21 protein-coding genes and 1 tRNA gene are annotated in these 14,938 nt (G+C 65.8%); 18 read left to right on the top strand and 4 right to left on the bottom strand.

The genetic code is table 11. From position 1 onward, the window contains the following. The first annotated feature begins 260 nt into the window (after positions 1–260). Both ACH4OW_RS28240 and ACH4OW_RS28245 read left to right on the top strand, forming a co-directional pair. Positions 261–1,169 (top strand): zinc-binding dehydrogenase, encoded by a 909-nt coding sequence (locus ACH4OW_RS28240; protein ID WP_398030544.1) that lies wholly within the window; start codon positions 261–263, stop codon positions 1,167–1,169. 23 nt (positions 1,170–1,192) lie between these two features. Further along, entirely contained in the window at positions 1,193–2,110 is a 918-nt protein-coding gene (locus ACH4OW_RS28245; RefSeq protein WP_398030545.1) for a cupin domain-containing protein, read from the top strand. A gap of 1,022 nt (positions 2,111–3,132) precedes the next feature. Here ACH4OW_RS28245 and ACH4OW_RS28250 read toward each other — a convergent pair. Then, on the bottom strand, positions 3,133–3,639 hold the full coding sequence (locus ACH4OW_RS28250; RefSeq protein ID WP_398030546.1) for a nucleoside deaminase: 507 nt from the start codon (positions 3,637–3,639) through the stop codon (positions 3,133–3,135). Positions 3,640–3,658: 19 nt separating this feature from the next. Further along, positions 3,659–4,492 (bottom strand): GntR family transcriptional regulator, encoded by an 834-nt coding sequence (locus tag ACH4OW_RS28255; protein ID WP_398030547.1) that lies wholly within the window; start codon positions 4,490–4,492, stop codon positions 3,659–3,661. A gap of 154 nt (positions 4,493–4,646) precedes the next feature. Here ACH4OW_RS28255 and ACH4OW_RS28260 point away from each other — a divergent pair, with 154 nt between their 5' ends. The 16 genes from ACH4OW_RS28260 (at position 4,647) to xerC (ending at position 13,513) form a co-directional block, all read left to right on the top strand. Next, complete coding sequence (locus ACH4OW_RS28260) at positions 4,647–5,000, top strand: hypothetical protein (protein ID WP_398030548.1); 354 nt, start codon at positions 4,647–4,649, stop codon at positions 4,998–5,000. A gap of 5 nt (positions 5,001–5,005) precedes the next feature. Continuing rightward, the gene (locus ACH4OW_RS28265) at positions 5,006–6,379 is read left to right on the top strand and encodes an FtsK/SpoIIIE domain-containing protein (protein ID WP_398030549.1); all 1,374 of its coding nucleotides are present in this window, start codon (positions 5,006–5,008) and stop codon (positions 6,377–6,379) included. After that, complete coding sequence (locus tag ACH4OW_RS28270) at positions 6,376–6,768, top strand: hypothetical protein (protein WP_398030550.1); 393 nt, start codon at positions 6,376–6,378, stop codon at positions 6,766–6,768. The genes ACH4OW_RS28265 and ACH4OW_RS28270 overlap by 4 nt, the downstream gene beginning before the upstream one ends. Positions 6,769–6,851: 83 nt before the next feature. Then, positions 6,852–7,046: a hypothetical protein gene (locus tag ACH4OW_RS28275; RefSeq protein ID WP_398030551.1), complete on the top strand. Its 195-nt coding sequence runs from the start codon at positions 6,852–6,854 to the stop codon at positions 7,044–7,046. An 81-nt stretch (positions 7,047–7,127) separates the two neighbouring features. Beyond that, positions 7,128–7,328: a hypothetical protein gene (locus ACH4OW_RS28280; RefSeq protein ID WP_398030552.1), complete on the top strand. Its 201-nt coding sequence runs from the start codon at positions 7,128–7,130 to the stop codon at positions 7,326–7,328. Positions 7,329–7,352: 24 nt separating this feature from the next. Continuing rightward, the gene (locus ACH4OW_RS28285) at positions 7,353–7,556 is read left to right on the top strand and encodes a hypothetical protein (protein ID WP_398030553.1); all 204 of its coding nucleotides are present in this window, start codon (positions 7,353–7,355) and stop codon (positions 7,554–7,556) included. A 752-nt stretch (positions 7,557–8,308) separates the two neighbouring features. After that, complete coding sequence (locus ACH4OW_RS28290) at positions 8,309–8,989, top strand: DUF2637 domain-containing protein (protein ID WP_398030554.1); 681 nt, start codon at positions 8,309–8,311, stop codon at positions 8,987–8,989. Positions 8,990–9,001: 12 nt separating this feature from the next. Next, positions 9,002–9,166, top strand: a complete 165-nt coding sequence (locus tag ACH4OW_RS28295) for a hypothetical protein (protein ID WP_398030555.1) — start codon at positions 9,002–9,004, stop codon at positions 9,164–9,166. A 38-nt stretch (positions 9,167–9,204) separates the two neighbouring features. After that, complete coding sequence (locus tag ACH4OW_RS28300) at positions 9,205–9,396, top strand: mobile element transfer protein (protein WP_398030556.1); 192 nt, start codon at positions 9,205–9,207, stop codon at positions 9,394–9,396. A gap of 17 nt (positions 9,397–9,413) precedes the next feature. Beyond that, positions 9,414–9,575 (top strand): hypothetical protein, encoded by a 162-nt coding sequence (locus tag ACH4OW_RS28305; protein WP_199818335.1) that lies wholly within the window; start codon positions 9,414–9,416, stop codon positions 9,573–9,575. A gap of 56 nt (positions 9,576–9,631) precedes the next feature. Beyond that, positions 9,632–9,898 carry a SpdD-like protein gene (locus ACH4OW_RS28310; RefSeq protein ID WP_398030557.1) on the top strand — a complete coding sequence of 89 codons (267 nt, stop codon included), beginning with the start codon at positions 9,632–9,634 and terminating at the stop codon, positions 9,896–9,898. A 5-nt stretch (positions 9,899–9,903) separates the two neighbouring features. After that, on the top strand, positions 9,904–10,146 hold the full coding sequence (locus ACH4OW_RS28315) for a hypothetical protein (protein WP_398030631.1): 243 nt from the start codon (positions 9,904–9,906) through the stop codon (positions 10,144–10,146). A 286-nt stretch (positions 10,147–10,432) separates the two neighbouring features. After that, positions 10,433–10,654 carry a hypothetical protein gene (locus ACH4OW_RS28320; RefSeq protein WP_398030558.1) on the top strand — a complete coding sequence of 74 codons (222 nt, stop codon included), beginning with the start codon at positions 10,433–10,435 and terminating at the stop codon, positions 10,652–10,654. Then, positions 10,651–12,081 carry a replication initiator protein RepSA gene (gene repSA, locus ACH4OW_RS28325; RefSeq protein ID WP_398030559.1) on the top strand — a complete coding sequence of 477 codons (1,431 nt, stop codon included), beginning with the start codon at positions 10,651–10,653 and terminating at the stop codon, positions 12,079–12,081. Before ACH4OW_RS28320 ends, repSA begins: the two co-directional genes overlap by 4 nt. Further along, positions 12,078–12,281 carry an excisionase family DNA-binding protein gene (locus ACH4OW_RS28330; RefSeq protein ID WP_398030560.1) on the top strand — a complete coding sequence of 68 codons (204 nt, stop codon included), beginning with the start codon at positions 12,078–12,080 and terminating at the stop codon, positions 12,279–12,281. The genes repSA and ACH4OW_RS28330 overlap by 4 nt, the downstream gene beginning before the upstream one ends. After that, positions 12,278–13,513: a tyrosine recombinase XerC gene (gene xerC / locus ACH4OW_RS28335; protein ID WP_398030561.1), complete on the top strand. Its 1,236-nt coding sequence runs from the start codon at positions 12,278–12,280 to the stop codon at positions 13,511–13,513. Before ACH4OW_RS28330 ends, xerC begins: the two co-directional genes overlap by 4 nt. A gap of 87 nt (positions 13,514–13,600) precedes the next feature. Here the strand turns inward: xerC and ACH4OW_RS28340 are convergent. Together ACH4OW_RS28340 and glpR are read right to left on the bottom strand one after the other, a co-directional pair. Continuing rightward, positions 13,601–13,673, bottom strand: a tRNA-Ala gene (locus ACH4OW_RS28340). A 75-nt stretch (positions 13,674–13,748) separates the two neighbouring features. Further along, complete coding sequence (glpR, locus tag ACH4OW_RS28345) at positions 13,749–14,834, bottom strand: gephyrin-like molybdotransferase receptor GlpR (protein ID WP_360129378.1); 1,086 nt, start codon at positions 14,832–14,834, stop codon at positions 13,749–13,751. Positions 14,835–14,938: the final 104 nt, after the last annotated feature.

Genomic DNA, 14,938 nt, shown 5'->3' on the forward strand with positions numbered 1-14,938 from the left:
TTCCCCTTGACCGTTCCCCTCGCGGAAGCCGCCGGGGTGTCTTCGCCCGTCACAACGTCATCCACCGGACGCGTGCAGGGCTCACCGCCGTGCGTGAGCCGCGCTGATACAGATCGTCAACTGATCGGCTCTCACGGGGCTGGTCGCTGTGCCGGCCCTGCGTAGGGTTTTTTCGAGGAGACGGTAGTGCGGCACTCGCGCACTCCGTCCGTTGCCGCGCCGAGTGTTCAGGCGCATCCACGAGAGAAGGAAGCACCCTCATGCGCGCCCTTGTGGTCGATCACGGCGAGGCCGGACCCGTACGGTTCGCCGATGTCGATGAGCCCGTGCCGTCCAGCGACGAGGCGTTGGTCGAGATACGGCACATCGGTCTCAACTTCGGAGAGCTGAATTACGTGGACCAGTGGCCGGCCGGCGCCGTACACGGTCACGACGCGGCCGGCGTCGTGGTGCGCGCCGCGTCCGACGGTTCGGGGCCGCCCGAAGGGACGCGCGTCGCGCTGGGGATGTCCGCCCACGCGTGGGCGGAGCGGGTGGCGGTCAGCCCCGCCTCGCTCGGCACCGTCCCCGAGGGCGTGGAGCTGGCCGACGGTGCCGCGCTGGGGATCGCCGGAGTCACCGCGCTGCGGGTGCTGCGCAAGCGTTCCCTGCTGGCGCGCGACGTCCTGATCACCGGCGCCAGCGGGGGCGTGGGGCATTTCGCCGTCCAGTTGGCGGCGCTGGCGGGCGCCCGGGTGACGGCACTCGTGGGTTCGCCGGACCGGGCCGCCGGACTGCGGGAACTCGGGGCCGACCAGGCCCTGACCGACCTGGCCGAGACCGATGCCCGGTTCGACCTCGTCCTGGACACGGTCGGTGGGCCGCTGACGGTCCAGGCGTGGCGCGCCCTCGCCGAGGGCGGCACCATTCACCTGGTCGGATACTCCTCGGGGCAGGACACCACGTTCCCGTCAGGGACCTTGTTCGGCTTCGGCGAACCCCGCACCATCGCCACCTACGGGGACATGACGCCGACCAGCGGGGAGCTGACGGACCTGCTGGGCCTCATGGCCGCCGGGAGGCTCTCGGCACCGGTCGGACTGCGAGGCAACTGGCAGGACGTGGGCGACGCCGTCCGGGCGCTGTTCGCGCGGAAGGTGCACGGAAAGATCGTTCTCGACGTGGTCTGACGCCCGCCGACGAGAAGGAACCCATGGACGTACTTGCGGAGGTCTTGCGTGTATCGGGTGCGCGAGGGGCACTCGGGGTCGTACTGAAGGCCGGGGGAACTTGGGGCCTGTGGCTGGAGTCCTCTCCGGGAGCGGCACTGCACGTGGTGTCCCGTGGCACGGTGTGGCTTCACGTCCCGGGCGAGAAACCCCTGGAGGCGCAGGCAGGAGACGCCGTCCTGCTGCCGCCTGGCACCGCCCACGGGATAGCCGGCGGGTCCAGTACGACGATGAGTCCCTGCGACCGGAAGGCGACGGACCAGGCCCTCGCCGACGGCAGCCCCCTGCACCTGGGCTCGACGCCGACGCAGACGGAAGTGCTCGTCCTGCGCTATGAGCAGGACCCGGAGGTGAGCACGCCGGTGTTCGCCTCCCTCGTCCGGCCGATGCACGTCTCAAGCCGGGAGAACGCACAGCTCAGAAACACCGTCGAGCTTCTCACGGCGGAGCTCGCACAGCCGCAGATCGGCACCACCGCCGCCGTCAACAGCATCGTCGACCTTCTGCTCATCCAGTTCGTCCGCGTCTGGCTGGCCCGCCACCCGGAGGAGCAGTCCGGCTCATGGCTGGGCGCGATGCGTGATCCTGTCGTGCGCGACGCCCTGGCATGTGTCCACGCCCGACCGGAACACCCCTGGACCACCGAGTCCCTGGCGGCCGCGACGGCGGTCTCCCGAACGACGCTGTCCAGGCACTTCCGGTCCGCGCTCGGACAGACGCCGGGCGCGTACGTGACGCAGTGGCGCATGGACCTGGCGTCCGTCCGGCTCCGCGACACCGACGAGCCGGTCGAGTCGATCTCCGGCGCGGTCGGCTACGCCTCGCCGCACGCTTTCAGCCGTGCCTTCCGACGTGCCCGAGGCATGCCCCCGGGCGAGTACCGTTCCCGCGTGCGCAAGTGATCGCCAGCAGGCGGGCGCGGGCCAAGGCGACACGCTCACGGCCGGTCCCGCCCTCGAACGGACTCGGAAACGACGAGATCCCGCCCGATCGGTGGATCGGACGGGATCTCGTGAACTACTCCCGAGCTGACTCGGGAACAGTCGCTGCGGTGGACCTGAGGGGATTCGAACCCCTGACCCCCTCGTTGCGAACTAACGGCAGAGAGGTTGCTGAGGTCATCCCGCCCGGTCATCCCGCTTGTGTGGGTCAACGAGGGTCACCGTGGGGCGTTACGGTTGCTGTACTTCGGTGCTGTACCGCAGGCGGCAGACGGGTGGTCGCGCGGGTGGTGCGGAGAGAGTTTGAGGAAGCGGCCTTGGGGTGAGTGATCGGGGGGCCGTACGCTGCTCCGCGGAATCGGGCAGGCTCCTCACCTGCCCGCAAAAGCCCGATGTGGCCCCCCGATCTTCGAGGCTCGCCCCAAGGCTGGTTCCTTAAAGTCTCGGAGCGCCGCCCGCCCCAGCCACTGGGCAACGACCCCGGAAGCGGGCCGGCCAACCGCGTACCGCCACCATGATCCGGCCTTGCTTGTAAGCACAAAGCGTCTCTGACCTGCACTGTAGGGCTTCACCTGTGCCCGTCCGAGACCCGATGTCGTGTCCGGGCCATAAACAGTGCGGCGGTCGGCCGGCGGCGCGCGCCCGGTGGCGAAGACAAGGAGGGAGCGGGCCGCCGGCCGACCGCCGGCGGCCCTGTGGGGCCAAGAGCCAGGGAAGAGAACCAGACCACGGGGCAATCGGTAAGGAGCCGGGTGGATGCCCGCACGGTGAAAGGGCGGGGAGTTGCCGTTCTTCCCCTTCTAGGTCGGATCATGGTGGCGGTACGCGGTTGGCCGGCCCGCTTCCGGGGGCGGCAGTTCGATCAGCGTGGGGGTGGCGGTGCTTCGGGGCGGTGAGGACCTGCGAGCGAAGCGAGCCTTGATTGAGTAGGGAAGGTTCTACCGCAGGGGATGGAGCGGCGTGGGTGGCATGCGCGTTCGGCGTTACAGCTTGGGCACGACTGGTTCCGGCAAGCCCTTAGTCCACTCCAGCAGAATGTCTACTGCTTGCTTTCGCAGTGTTTGATCTGCTGGCGCCTCGCGGAGGTTTCGTTCTCCTCTTTCGAGTTTGAGTTCTCGGTAGAGTTGCAGATCTTCAAATCCTGCATTCGCAACGTCCTGGCTTGTTGCGCCATAAACGAGTCGGGGTAGCCGTGCCCAGTAGCAAGCGACTAGGCACATCGGGCAGGGTTCACTACTGGAATACATGACGCCATTTTCAAATAGATGGCGTCCCAGTTTTGCACCGGTGTCGCGTAGCGCCATCACTTCAGCATGTGCCGTTGGGTCATTCAAACCCACTACACTACTAGTCCCCTCCCCCACTATTTCTCCATCAATCACCACGATTGCCCCGAAAGGGGTTTTTCCTTCGTCGCATAGCGCGCGGCGCGAGACTTCAATGGAGCGTTGCAGGAAGAGTTGGTCTGTCTTGCTAAGCGGCGTAGTCATCCGTCTCCCTTTCGATTGCCTACTTGGCGGAGGGCTTCTTGCGCCAACGCTTGAGGGGCGTCACAAACCTCAGTTCGGTGCGGTCCGCTGGGTAATCAGCGTCAGAAACTTCAACCGCTCGATTTTCGGCATCAAGTGAGATGCGACGACAGAACAACAAAGGTACCCCTTCAGGGATGCCCCACTGTTGCCTTTCTACGGTAGTGGGCATTCGACCCGTCACCTTGTCAACCATGCACATAACTTCGATACCTACGGTTGATAGTTGATGTTGCGTACCCCCTGGCCAAGGCTCATTATTCTCATCAAGAAGTGCCGGGTTCGCTTCGATCAAGGCCACAGGAATGTGGGATACGCTGAACGATGTTAGATTTCCAGTTCTGGCGTCAGTTGCTTTGTACTGGCGACGCAACAGCGGCTCACCTTGACTTATTCCGAATAGTTCCGCCAGCTCGGAATCGGCTGCAACTGTTGTGTACATGGAGCTGAATTGCTGGTCTTGGATAGAGATTCCAAGGTTAGTTTCAGCTTCGCCGACTGCTGCACGCTCTTCTAGTGGGCGCTGGGCAAGTGACTTTTCCGCCTGATGCCTTTCGGAAGACCGCACCACCTTGCCTGGCGGGATGCGCACAATGGGCGCTTTGCCCCGCCCTACGCTGATCAAGCCTTGGGACTTCAGCAACGTCACCGCGCTACGCGCAGAGTTGGTAGAGCACTTCCACTGTTCACAGATCTTGGCGAGCGTCGGTAGGGAGTCGCCCGGGGACAGCTCCCCTTTCTCGATCTTCATCCGAATGTCGTCGGCGATCTTGAGGTGGATCGGTGCTGGTACGGCGGTCGGCTGAGGTTCCATGGCTCCATCTTCGCAGGTTTGTGGGCAAACCTCTTGTGGTGTGACTCACGACGCGCTAGCTTGGGGTTGTGGGTTTGTGGGCAAACCCACAAAGTCCAGGCCGACGCATCCGCTTGGTCGGCCGTTCCCTACCCTCTTGAGAGCGAGCCCTACCATGCGTCAGATCCCCGTAGACACACAGTCGGCGACTGTGATGGTTGCCCAGCCTCCACAGAAGAAGATCGCGAATCGGCAGACCGGTGAGCTGGTGGTGGACCGGGAAACCGGTGCCACGATGATGTCCGTTGATCTGCTGTTCGTCATGGAGGGCAACGCCGAGGTTGTCCAGGTCTCGGCTCCGGAGCCGGCCTTCACCGGTGATCTGGTGATGGGCACTCAGGTGGGCGTGACGGGTCTGGTCGCGCGGCCGTGGGAGAACGAGTTCAACGGCCAGAAGCGGCACGGCATCAGCTACCGCGCTGTCGCGATCACCGCTCTGAACACCGTGGCCTCCAGCGGCAAGGGCTGATTGCCGTGTCCGCCGCACAGATCCTCTTATGGGTCGGGCTCGTGCTGCTGGCCCTTGGGGTGTGGTTGCTGCGCCGGCACCGCCCGGACTGGTACTGGTTCACCCTCGGCGCGGCCATCTCCCTGATTCGCATCCGGATCACGTTCCGGTCGGTGATGGAGGCGTGTGGTCTGGTCGAACGACCCTCGCGGTTCCGCATCATGATCGCGCGGGCCACTGACCGGCAGCCTTCCCCTATGGTTCCCCGCCTGCGTGGCGTCAAGGTCACCCGCACCGGGGTGGTGCTCCGGTTGAAGATGCAACCCGGCCAGGAAGTCCATGACTTCCTTGTGGTTTCCGAACGGTTGCGGCACTCCTGGCGCGCGCACGGCGTGCATGTGGCGGCGCTGAAACCGGGCTGGCTGCAAATCCGCCTGATCGCCTACGACGTGTTGCGTCGGGTGACCATGCCCGACACCGGGCCATCGATGTTTCTGTGCGTACCGGTGGTGCTGCGCTCGGATGGCCGGCCGCACTTCCGTGACTTCCGCGCCGTGCCCCACGAACTGGTCATCGGCGCAACTGACTCCGGTAAGTCCGTCTACCTCCGTGGCCTGATCAAAGGTCTGGCGCCGCAACGGGTCGCCCTGGTCGGCATCGACTGCAAATGGGGCGTGGAACTGTCCCCCTTCGCCCGCCGGTTGTCGGCCCTGGCCTGTACCCCGCAGGAAGCGGCCGAAGTCCTCGATGCCCTCGTGGACGTGATGACCGACCGTTTCGAGCTGATCTGTGCCTCCCAGCACCTCCCGCCCGGCACCGCACCCGAACAGATCGCCTCGGATATCTGGGGATTGCCCGACGATATTCGCCCCGTTCCGATCGTGCTGCTCGTGGATGAAGTCGCTGAACTCTTTCTCGTCTCCAGTGCGGCGGACGAAAAGCGTCGGGACCACATGGTTACCCAACTGATCCGCCTGGGCCAGTTGGGCCGCGCCGCCGGCATCTACCTGGAGGTCTGTGGCCAGCGTTTCGGTTCGGACCTGGGCAGGGGCGCAACCGCCCTGCGGGCGCAGTTGACCGGCCGCATCGTGCATCGGGTCAACGACACCTCGACGGCGAAGATGGCGTTGGAAGACATCAGCCCGGGTGCGGTCATTGCGGCAACCCGGATTGCCGTGGACGCTCGCGGTACCGCCATCGTCGGCGATCTCAGTGGGGGTTGGGCCACGGTTCGTGCTCCGCTCACCGCTCTTTCAGAGACTGTCGCCACCTGCATCGAGTGCGCCCATCTGACCCCGGATATTCCGGCCTTGGCGCTCTACCGCCCGGAGTTGGCGCAGGTACCGGTGTTCACCCCCGCCGACGTTGCGGGCGCTTCGCAGGGGAACGGTGCGGCATGAGCTACCTGCAACGTCTGGCTGACGTGAAGCGGCAACTCGGTATCCCGACGATCGTCGTCATCTGCGGTAGTACCCGTTTCTGGGAAGAGATGGCCGCGGCGGCATGGGCCGAGACTTTGCGCGGCCGAATTGTGGTCCGCCCGGATGTGGATATGAAGCGGCCCGGCCAAGGCTACGCGGATGCCGCTGCGGTGAAAACGGACCTGGACGAATTGCACCGAGCCAAAATCCGGTTGGCATCCGAAGTGCTCGTTGTCGGCGACTACATCGGTGATAGCACTCGCCGGGAGATTGCCTACGCCCAGGAATTGGGCCGGCCGATTCGGTTCACGCATCCCGAGATCGCCCCGACGGTCATGAGCGAACGTACGCTTCCGTCGATGAACTGATATTCCCTCTCGCCTCGACCCCGTATCGCGCTCTACCCCTCCCATGCCGAAAACGATAATACCCGAACCGAAAGGAGTCGGAAATGAGTTTCCGAGCAGGCGACAAAGTAGAAATCGTCTCGTGTTCCGATGACCCCCGTGCCGTCGGCCTGACCGGCCGGATTGAAGACGAAGTACCGCCCGGTCTGCTCACGGAAGGCCGTTGGACGGTCGGCGGCATTGATGTCTTCGTCGGCCCCGTTCTGTGCCGCACGGCCGAACTGCGAAAGGTCAACTGACCGGTTGCCTGATCCGCCGGTCTCGTACCGGCGGTGACGAGAACCAGTGCAGAACTGGACCTCAGCAGAAAGGACATCGTAATGACTCGCTTCGAACAGGGACAGGCTGTCACCGTCATCTCCAGCGACGACTACCCCGGTGCGGTCGGAAAGATCGGGCTCATTGTGGACCCGAATCCCAACTCTGTCGAGTGGATTGCTCTTGAGGGAATCAACAGTTCCTTCATGGACGCGCTCACCGGTTATCCCTCGTTCCGGGCCGCTGAACTCCGACCCGTCTGAAAACGACAACACAAGGAGGATCACATGCCGCGCAAACGCGATTACAGCCAGCTCACCGACCAACAGTTGTGGGACACCGGCGTTGACAACATCCGGTGTGAAGGTAGGGCGCGGGCTTGGGGATTGGATGAACAGGCCGACCGCTTCGGCGAAGCCACGAAGGAAGTACTGAAAGAGCTGGGCCGTCGGGACGATGAGAAGTTGCGCGCCGAAGGATGGGACATCTAAAGCCGGAATTCTGAAGGCTGCCTGATCCGCCCGGCTCCGGTCGGGCGGTGACGGGGAACTTTCAGACCCACGACGGATATCGAAAGGGGATAAGTATGTTTCACCGGCACGATGATTACGACCGGAGTTCGCGCATCATCAACGATGCGGTGAACTACGGCGAGTCGGAAGGGGCGGACGTGGAATTCGCGAGTCTCGTCGTGAATTCCCTGCTGGAACAAGGGCGTCGGGAGGAAGAGGGAACCTACCCGCCTCCTGGCCACAGCTATCCCCGTCGCGACACCTAACCAGCCGTAAGGACAAGACAGAGGAGAAAGGTATGTGCGACCGCTGCAAGGATCAGGAGTGCACCAACTTCCTGATAGAGTCCGCCATTCAGTATGACGGGGCACCGGGCTCGGACAGGGAATTCACCGAGGTGTTACGGACGGCCTTTAACGCCGAAGCCTTCGCTGACATCAGGGGCGACTACCCGCCCGCCGGCCACGGCTACCCGCACAGTGACACGCGGTAATCCGATGGCGACTCTCAAGGCAGCCATTCCGGACGGTCCCCTGTGCCCCGTGTGCAAAGGAACGAAAGAAGTCTCCCGCACGGTCCGAGTCGGCCGTAAACGGCGCCCGGTCGGCGAACAGACCGGTATCTGCCTGAAGTGCTTCGGCATCGGCAAAGACCCCAATCATTCCTGACGTTCGCAGTGCCGGACGACGGAATACGCCCGGCACTGCCTTCCATCCAGGAAGGAGGCCACCATGTCCCGCAAGAGCTTGCCGCATTGTGATGCCGTGCTTGTTCAGGCCGTTATCGCCGGCGCCTTGTCCTTCGCCCATCTGCACGACATCGCCGCGGCGGCCGGCCAGAACGGCTGGAAAGCCTGGGCCTACCCCATCAGCGTCGACCTGTTGCTGGTGGTGGCCTGGCGTCGGCTGCGCGCCGGCACGGGCAACGGCCTGGCCTGGGCCTGGTTCCTGATTGCCCTGGTGGTCTCCCTGGGGGCCAACGTCGCCACCGCCGGCTTCCTGGACCTGCACCATCCTCCGGCCTGGCTACGCATGTTCGTCGCCGGCTGGCCGGCCCTGGCCTTCCTCGGCGGCACCCTCCTAGCTCACGCCCCCGCACTGCGCGCCCGCGCCCCACAACCGCTCGCACCGACCGCACCCGAGCCGATGGCCGAACCACAGGTGTCCACCGACGACATGCCCGTGGCCCCGCTCCCGCCGGCTGAAGAGCCTCCGGCACCGACCGCCCTTCCGGCCTCCGAACCGAGTGCTCAATCCCCAACCCCCGTACCGGCGCCGCTGGTTGCGCACGCTCGCAAGCTCGCTGAAACCCACCGGGCCACGACCGGCCAGCCCATCGACGCCGACACCCTACGCACCCGTCTGGGTGTCCCCGCCCCGATGGCGGACGCCATCGCCGCACAACTGACCTGAAAGGACACGACGATGACCCAGCCGACTCCTGATGAAGCGCGTCAAGCCCTTCTCGCAGGTGATTGCTGCGGTGACGACACCCTGAAAGGGGGCGTTTATGGGCCGTGCGACTGTCCGGAGTCCGATCGGCTTCGTGAAATCGGCGGCATGACTTGGGACGACAAACCCGTGAAATGACTCTCGTTTTCGCTCCAACAATTCGAAAGGACCCGACCATGCCCCGCTACCGCTTTTGGAACCGCACCCGCACCGGACAGGTTGAGGTCGCCACTCACCGCACCCGCAACGGCACCGAAGCGCACGTGGCGGTGTGCACGGCCCCCGGCTGCAACTGGTCCAGTGGTGATCACACCACCCGCGCCGCGGCCGAACTCGCCGCCGACGCCCACCGCTGCAACCCCCGCTGATCCCGAAGGAGCCCGTGATGGACGTTCCGCTGTGGCTGTTCCTCGCCGCCATCGGCGCTCTCGGCATCAAGTACGCCCGGCCGCCTATGTGGCTGGTCGTCGTCCTGCTCGCCGGCGGGGTGCTGCTCGCCGGCAGCTTCCTCGGCGGCCCCATCTCTGCCGTTCTCGGCAAACCCTGACCGAAAGGCCCACCACCATGTTCAAACCCACTTACCCACCCTCCGATACCACCGTCTTGACCGCCCACTCCCCGGACCGCCCGGCCGTGGAAACCGCGGCCCACCCCACCCCGGTCGTCCAGCGCTCGCCCCGTACGAGCCTGGCCAGCACCCTGCGCACCCGACCCGGCATGGTCGTGGGCGGCACGGCCGTGGTGCTGGTTGTCGGCGGCGTTCTGGTCTCGATGTTCCTCGCGGTCGCCCTGGTCGGCTTTGCCGCGGCCGTCTGCGCTCCGGCCGTCGTGATTCTGGTGCGCATGGCCCGACGAGACGCGGGCCGGTGATCGCCATGGGTTTCTTCAGCCGCAAGAACGAGGATGACGACACCCCGGAGATTGACCCGAAGCTGGCCGAACTCGGGCGCGAATACGCCATCGCCCGCCGCCACCATGATCGCCGCGCCATGAACCGCATCGCCCGTGAAGTCGGACTGGGTGATGACATGACCGACGATGAACGGGCGTCCTTCCAGGCGGGCCGTCGAGCATACGACGACATCCCGCCCGCCTATTCCACGCGCCGCAACCGCTGACGCTGAACGGCCCCCGGAGCGGCCTCCACTGCCAAGTATCCGCCGCTCCGGGTGCCTTCCCCTCTCTCAGGCCCAACGGACCCGAAAGGGATACCCCCATCATGCTCCAGTCCACCCCTGTCCGGACGCGCCGTTGCTGGTACTGCGGCGGCTTTCCGGTCGTCGCCATCGATACCGGCGACCGGCACCACGATGGCACCCGCAAAACCGCGTACGTCACCTGTCCTACCTGTAAGGGCACCGGTCGGGCAGTACGGCCTGCTCGGTCCCTTGCACGCACCGGGCGGTGATCGCTGTGGCCCTCTTGAACTGGCGGGACAAGGACCATTTCGACCCCACCGGCGACCAGCCGTGCGTGTGCTGCGGTAAGCCCACCCCGCTGCGCTCCGACCGCGGCAAACCCGTCCACAAGGTCTGCGCCGAAGACTGGATCGACGCCCACCCCGGCGCCTGTCAGCCCGACACCGGCCGGCCGCGCAACGGCAACCGCGAGGGGGACCAGGCATGACCGCGACCGCACCTGCCGCGGATCTGCCCCCGGCCACCCTGCTGGACGTGCTGAGAGTCGCCACCGCACCGGATTTCGACCGCTGGCAAGAACAGATCCGCAAAACCGGTGGCTGCGCCCGTCCGGTCCATCTCACCGGCTGGACTTTTACCCGGGACACGACCACGGGCAGGACCCTGCACCGCTACAGCACCCGCGACGAACCCGGTGGTCGGTTGCGGATCGCCTGCGGCAACCGCCGTGCTTCCCGTTGCCCCGCCTGTGCCTGGATCTACGCCGGCGACACCTACCACCTGATCCGCGCCGGACTCGCCGGCGACGAAACCCGCAACATCCCCACCGAGGTCCGCGACCATCCCCGCGTCTTCGCCACCTTCACCGCACCCAGCTTCGGCCCGGTCCACAACCGTATTGAAAATGATGGTCAGCTAAAGCGGGGACACAACGGACAATGCCGTTGCGGCGTCCGGCATAGCGAGAACGATCCAATACTCGGTACCCCGCTCGATCCACGCACCTACGACTACGCCGCGGCCGTCCTGTTCAACAATCACGCCGGGGAACTGTGGCAGCGCTTCACCAACCGCCTTCGCCGCGAACTCGCTGCCCGCGCCGGCCTGACTCAGCGCGAACTGAGCCAGGAACTACGCCTCTCCTACGGCAAGGTTGCCGAATTCCAGAAGCGCGGTGCCGTCCACTTTCATGCGGTCATCCGCCTCGACGGACCGGACGGACCCGACACCCCGCCCCCGGCTTGGGCTACGACCGCGCTGCTGACCGACGCTATTCGGGCTGCTGCGGCTCATTCCTACACCACGATCACGGTTCCGCCGAATGAGGAAGCGGGATACCCCCGCGGCCGAACCCTGCGCTGGGGCACCCAACTTGATATCCGGCCTGTCCGGGCCTTTGGCGACGGTACCGCGGTCACCGAACAGGCCGTTGCTTCCTACGTCGCCAAGTACGCGACCAAAGCGGCCGAGACCGGCGGCGGTCTGGATCGCACCATGGAAGAACTCGCGGAACTAGACCGGCATCCGGAACTGACCGACCACGCCCGCCGGCTCATCCGCACATGCTGGGACCTTGACGCGGCCTACCCCGACCGGCGTTTACGCGCCTGGGCACACATGCTCGGCTTTCGTGGTCACTTCTCCACTAAGTCCCGTCACTACTCAACCACCCTCGGTGCGCTCCGTCAGACCCGTGCCGACTACCGGGCCGCTGAACAACGCGCCGCACTCGGTCTGCCTGAGCCCGACTCGGATACCACCCTTGTTTTCGCTCACTGGCGGTACGCCGGCGTCGGTCACAGCCTCGGCGAATTCGTGTTCGCCGCCACGATCGCCGAAGACTTACGGATCAATCGTGAAATCGCCCGTGAAGCAATGCTGGAGTTGCATGCACTAGGAGGAGACAGCACGTGACTACCGTCATCGAGAGGAAGTGGCACACCACCGCTGAAGTCGCCGAAATGCTCGGTTTCGGACTGTCGAAGACCAAGATGCTCGTACTCACCGGTGAGATCCGTTCGGTGAGGATCGGGCGTAGTCGGCGCATTCTCCCCGCCTGGGTGGACGAGTACGTCAACCGCTGCGCTACGGCGGCCGAGGAGTGGTCCCCATGAGCGGTAAGCGCGGTAACGGTGAGGGGTCCATCTACCCGTACAAAAACGGCTTCGCCGCATACGTCTGGGTGACCACGCCGGATGGCAAGAAGAAGCGCAAGTACGTCTACGGCAAGACCCGCGAAGAGGTGCACGACAAGTGGATCAAGTTGCATGCTGAGGCAAAGAAGGGGCCAGTGGCAACCACCTCCCCAACGGTGGCGCAGTACCTCGCGTACTGGATGAAGGAGGTCGTGCAACCCGATCTCAAGCCCAAGGCGGCCGAGACGTACGCGATGCATGTCCGCCTCTACATCGTGCCGGGGATCGGGGCGAAGCGACTCGACAAGCTCTCTGTGCAAGACGTGCGGGCCTGGATCAACAAGCTTCAGACTCAATGCCAGTGCTGCGCGCAAGGCAAGGACGCCGCGCGTCCCAAGGAGGACAAGAACCCGGCCCGTCGGCAGAGGTGCTGTGCGATCGGTCAGTGTTGCAAGCAGACTGTTTCCCGGCGCACTGTCCAGGACGCTCGAACTGTCCTCCGGTCGGCCCTGACCAACGCCATGCGGGAAGAGCTGATCTCAAAGAACGTGGCCAGTCTGGTCAAGGTGCGATCGGTACAGACGCTAAAGCCGAAGCCTTGGACGGTGGAGGAAGCGCGCACGTTCCTCGAAGCTGCTCGCGTGGTCGGTGATCCGCTCTACCCGGCCTACGTGCTCGTCCTGGTGCTGGGCTTCCGCCGTGGTGAGGTTCTGGGGCTTACCTGGGACAGCGTGAATCTTGACGCCGGGGAGATCACGGTGGAACGGCAGTTGCAGCGGGTCGCCCGTCAGTTGCTTCATGAGGAGACCAAGACCAGGGCTTCGACGGCGGTCCTACCACTGCCGGAGATCTGCGTGACGGCCCTTCAGCTTCGCCGGAAGGTGCAAGAGGCAGCGAAGCAGGCGGCTGGTGAGCTGTGGTCCGAATCGGGCTTCGTGTTCACCACGCGCTACGGCACATCGATCGAGCCGCGGAACTTCAACCGGGAGTTCGCCGCCCGGTCGGCCAAAGCTGGTGTCCGGAAGATCCGGCTGCATGACACGCGCCACACTTGCGGGTCGCTGCTTGCGGCGCTGGACGTGCACCCGCGTATCGCGATGCAGATTCTGCGGCATAGCAAGATCGCTGTGACGATGGAGATCTACACGCATGTGCCGTCGGAGTCAACGCGGAAGGCGCTGCGGAAGCTGGGTAAGCATCTCGGCAGTTAGGTAAAGCCGCTGTAGTTGCTGTACTTCGCTGCTGTACGACACGAAAGAGCCCCCACCGGATCTCTCCGGCAGGGGCTCTGACGTCGGTGGACCTGAGGGGATTCGAACCCCTGACCCCCTCGTTGCGAACGAGGTGCGCTACCAGCTGCGCCACAGGCCCTTGCGACGAGTGAAACTCTAGCATCCATGGCGGGGTGCTCGGAAATCGCTTCCGGTGCTGGTCAGCCGAGGGGCTTCACTCGTTCGCCGCGCGGGGGCGGTCGTCGTCCGCGTACTGGTCGAACAGGGGGGTGCGGCCGCGGCCGCGGCGGCCCGTCGTGGGGCGGCGGGTCGGGTCGGCGGACGGGGTGGGCTGGGGGGTCTCGCCTGCGGGGCCGGAGCGGGCGGAGCTCCAGGCGTCGTCGGCGTCCAGGTCGACGTGGCTGGTGGCGCGGGGGGCGACCGGGGCCGTCACGTACGTCGGGAGCGGGACGGGGACCGGGTCCCAGCCGCCGGGCTCGGTGCGTTCGCGGGCGCGCTGCTGGTCGACCCACTCGGCGTGGTCGGTCTCCTCCACCAGGGCGCGGCGGCCGGCGGTGGAGGCCGGTTCGGGGCGCGGGGCGGGGTGCGCGGGCGCTGGGGGCGGTACGGCGGCGTCCTCAGCGGCGGGCTCGTCGGCGGGGGGCTGCTGGGACGCCTGCGGAGGGCGTGGCCTGCCCTCCCTTAGCCGCTGGGCCGCCGCTTCGGCCTGGCGCTGGTCCATGGTGAAGGTGAAGCGGCGGCGTTCCTGGGCGCGGAGGTAGACGATGTACGCGCTGAGGAGTACGCCGGGGATGGCCGGCGCCCAGAGGAAGGCGAGGCCGCCGACGGCGGCGACGATCGTGCCGACGGTGAAGGCGAGGAAGAGGACCGTGATGGTGCGCCGGCGGCGCGCCAGCACCTTGGCCCGCTTCATGCGGTCGGCGGCGGAGGGCCGGGCGGACCCGGGCTTCTTGGCCGTACGGCGGGGTGCGGCCCCATGGTCGGCGGCAGGCTGGCGCCGGTCGGCGGGCGGCGCCTCGTCCGCGGGCGCGTCGAAGGACCGGACGTCGGCCGCACCGGCCGCGGCGTCCGGCTCACGCGCATCGCTCGCATCGTCGGTGGAGCGGCCGCCCTGCCCCTCCTGCCCCTTGGCGTAACGGCGCTCCATGGCCGCCCGCCCGGAAAGGAGCCGGATGGCGGTACTGAAGCGCTCCGTCGGCCGGGCTTCATTGAGCTCGTCCTGCCTGCGGAGCCACATCGGCACCAAGTAGGCGGCCCAGGCCCCGACGATGACTGCGTAGATGAGGCCGCTGCTGCTCACGCCTCACACGGTAGAGGGGTTTGCGTGGGGCCATCCGCCAATTGGGCCGGTGTGTCGCACGATCTGGCTGATATCTCGAACTTTTTTTGTGATTGTTGAGATCA

It is taken from the genome of Streptomyces sp. NPDC017056, assembly GCF_044332485.1.
GTDB lineage: Bacteria > Actinomycetota > Actinomycetes > Streptomycetales > Streptomycetaceae > Streptomyces.

What these genes read in the sequence shown, in the direction of transcription:
- ACH4OW_RS28250 (WP_398030546.1), bottom strand. Translation starts at nt 3,639, where the DNA reads ATGACTACGCCGCTTAGCAAGACAGACCAACTCTTCCTGCAACGCTCC.
- ACH4OW_RS28295 (WP_398030555.1), top strand. Translation starts at nt 9,002, where the DNA reads ATGACCCAGCCGACTCCTGATGAAGCGCGTCAAGCCCTTCTCGCAGGT.
- ACH4OW_RS28300 (WP_398030556.1), top strand. Translation starts at nt 9,205, where the DNA reads ATGCCCCGCTACCGCTTTTGGAACCGCACCCGCACCGGACAGGTTGAG.
- ACH4OW_RS28270 (WP_398030550.1), top strand. Translation starts at nt 6,376, where the DNA reads ATGAGCTACCTGCAACGTCTGGCTGACGTGAAGCGGCAACTCGGTATC.
- ACH4OW_RS28245 (WP_398030545.1), top strand. Translation starts at nt 1,193, where the DNA reads ATGGACGTACTTGCGGAGGTCTTGCGTGTATCGGGTGCGCGAGGGGCA.
- ACH4OW_RS28240 (WP_398030544.1), top strand. Translation starts at nt 261, where the DNA reads ATGCGCGCCCTTGTGGTCGATCACGGCGAGGCCGGACCCGTACGGTTC.
- ACH4OW_RS28315 (WP_398030631.1), top strand. Translation starts at nt 9,904, where the DNA reads ATGGGTTTCTTCAGCCGCAAGAACGAGGATGACGACACCCCGGAGATT.
- ACH4OW_RS28280 (WP_398030552.1), top strand. Translation starts at nt 7,128, where the DNA reads ATGACTCGCTTCGAACAGGGACAGGCTGTCACCGTCATCTCCAGCGAC.
- ACH4OW_RS28290 (WP_398030554.1), top strand. Translation starts at nt 8,309, where the DNA reads ATGTCCCGCAAGAGCTTGCCGCATTGTGATGCCGTGCTTGTTCAGGCC.
- xerC (WP_398030561.1), top strand. Translation starts at nt 12,278, where the DNA reads ATGAGCGGTAAGCGCGGTAACGGTGAGGGGTCCATCTACCCGTACAAA.
- ACH4OW_RS28305 (WP_199818335.1), top strand. Translation starts at nt 9,414, where the DNA reads ATGGACGTTCCGCTGTGGCTGTTCCTCGCCGCCATCGGCGCTCTCGGC.
- ACH4OW_RS28255 (WP_398030547.1), bottom strand. Translation starts at nt 4,492, where the DNA reads ATGGAACCTCAGCCGACCGCCGTACCAGCACCGATCCACCTCAAGATC.
- ACH4OW_RS28285 (WP_398030553.1), top strand. Translation starts at nt 7,353, where the DNA reads ATGCCGCGCAAACGCGATTACAGCCAGCTCACCGACCAACAGTTGTGG.
- ACH4OW_RS28275 (WP_398030551.1), top strand. Translation starts at nt 6,852, where the DNA reads ATGAGTTTCCGAGCAGGCGACAAAGTAGAAATCGTCTCGTGTTCCGAT.
- repSA (WP_398030559.1), top strand. Translation starts at nt 10,651, where the DNA reads ATGACCGCGACCGCACCTGCCGCGGATCTGCCCCCGGCCACCCTGCTG.
- ACH4OW_RS28260 (WP_398030548.1), top strand. Translation starts at nt 4,647, where the DNA reads ATGCGTCAGATCCCCGTAGACACACAGTCGGCGACTGTGATGGTTGCC.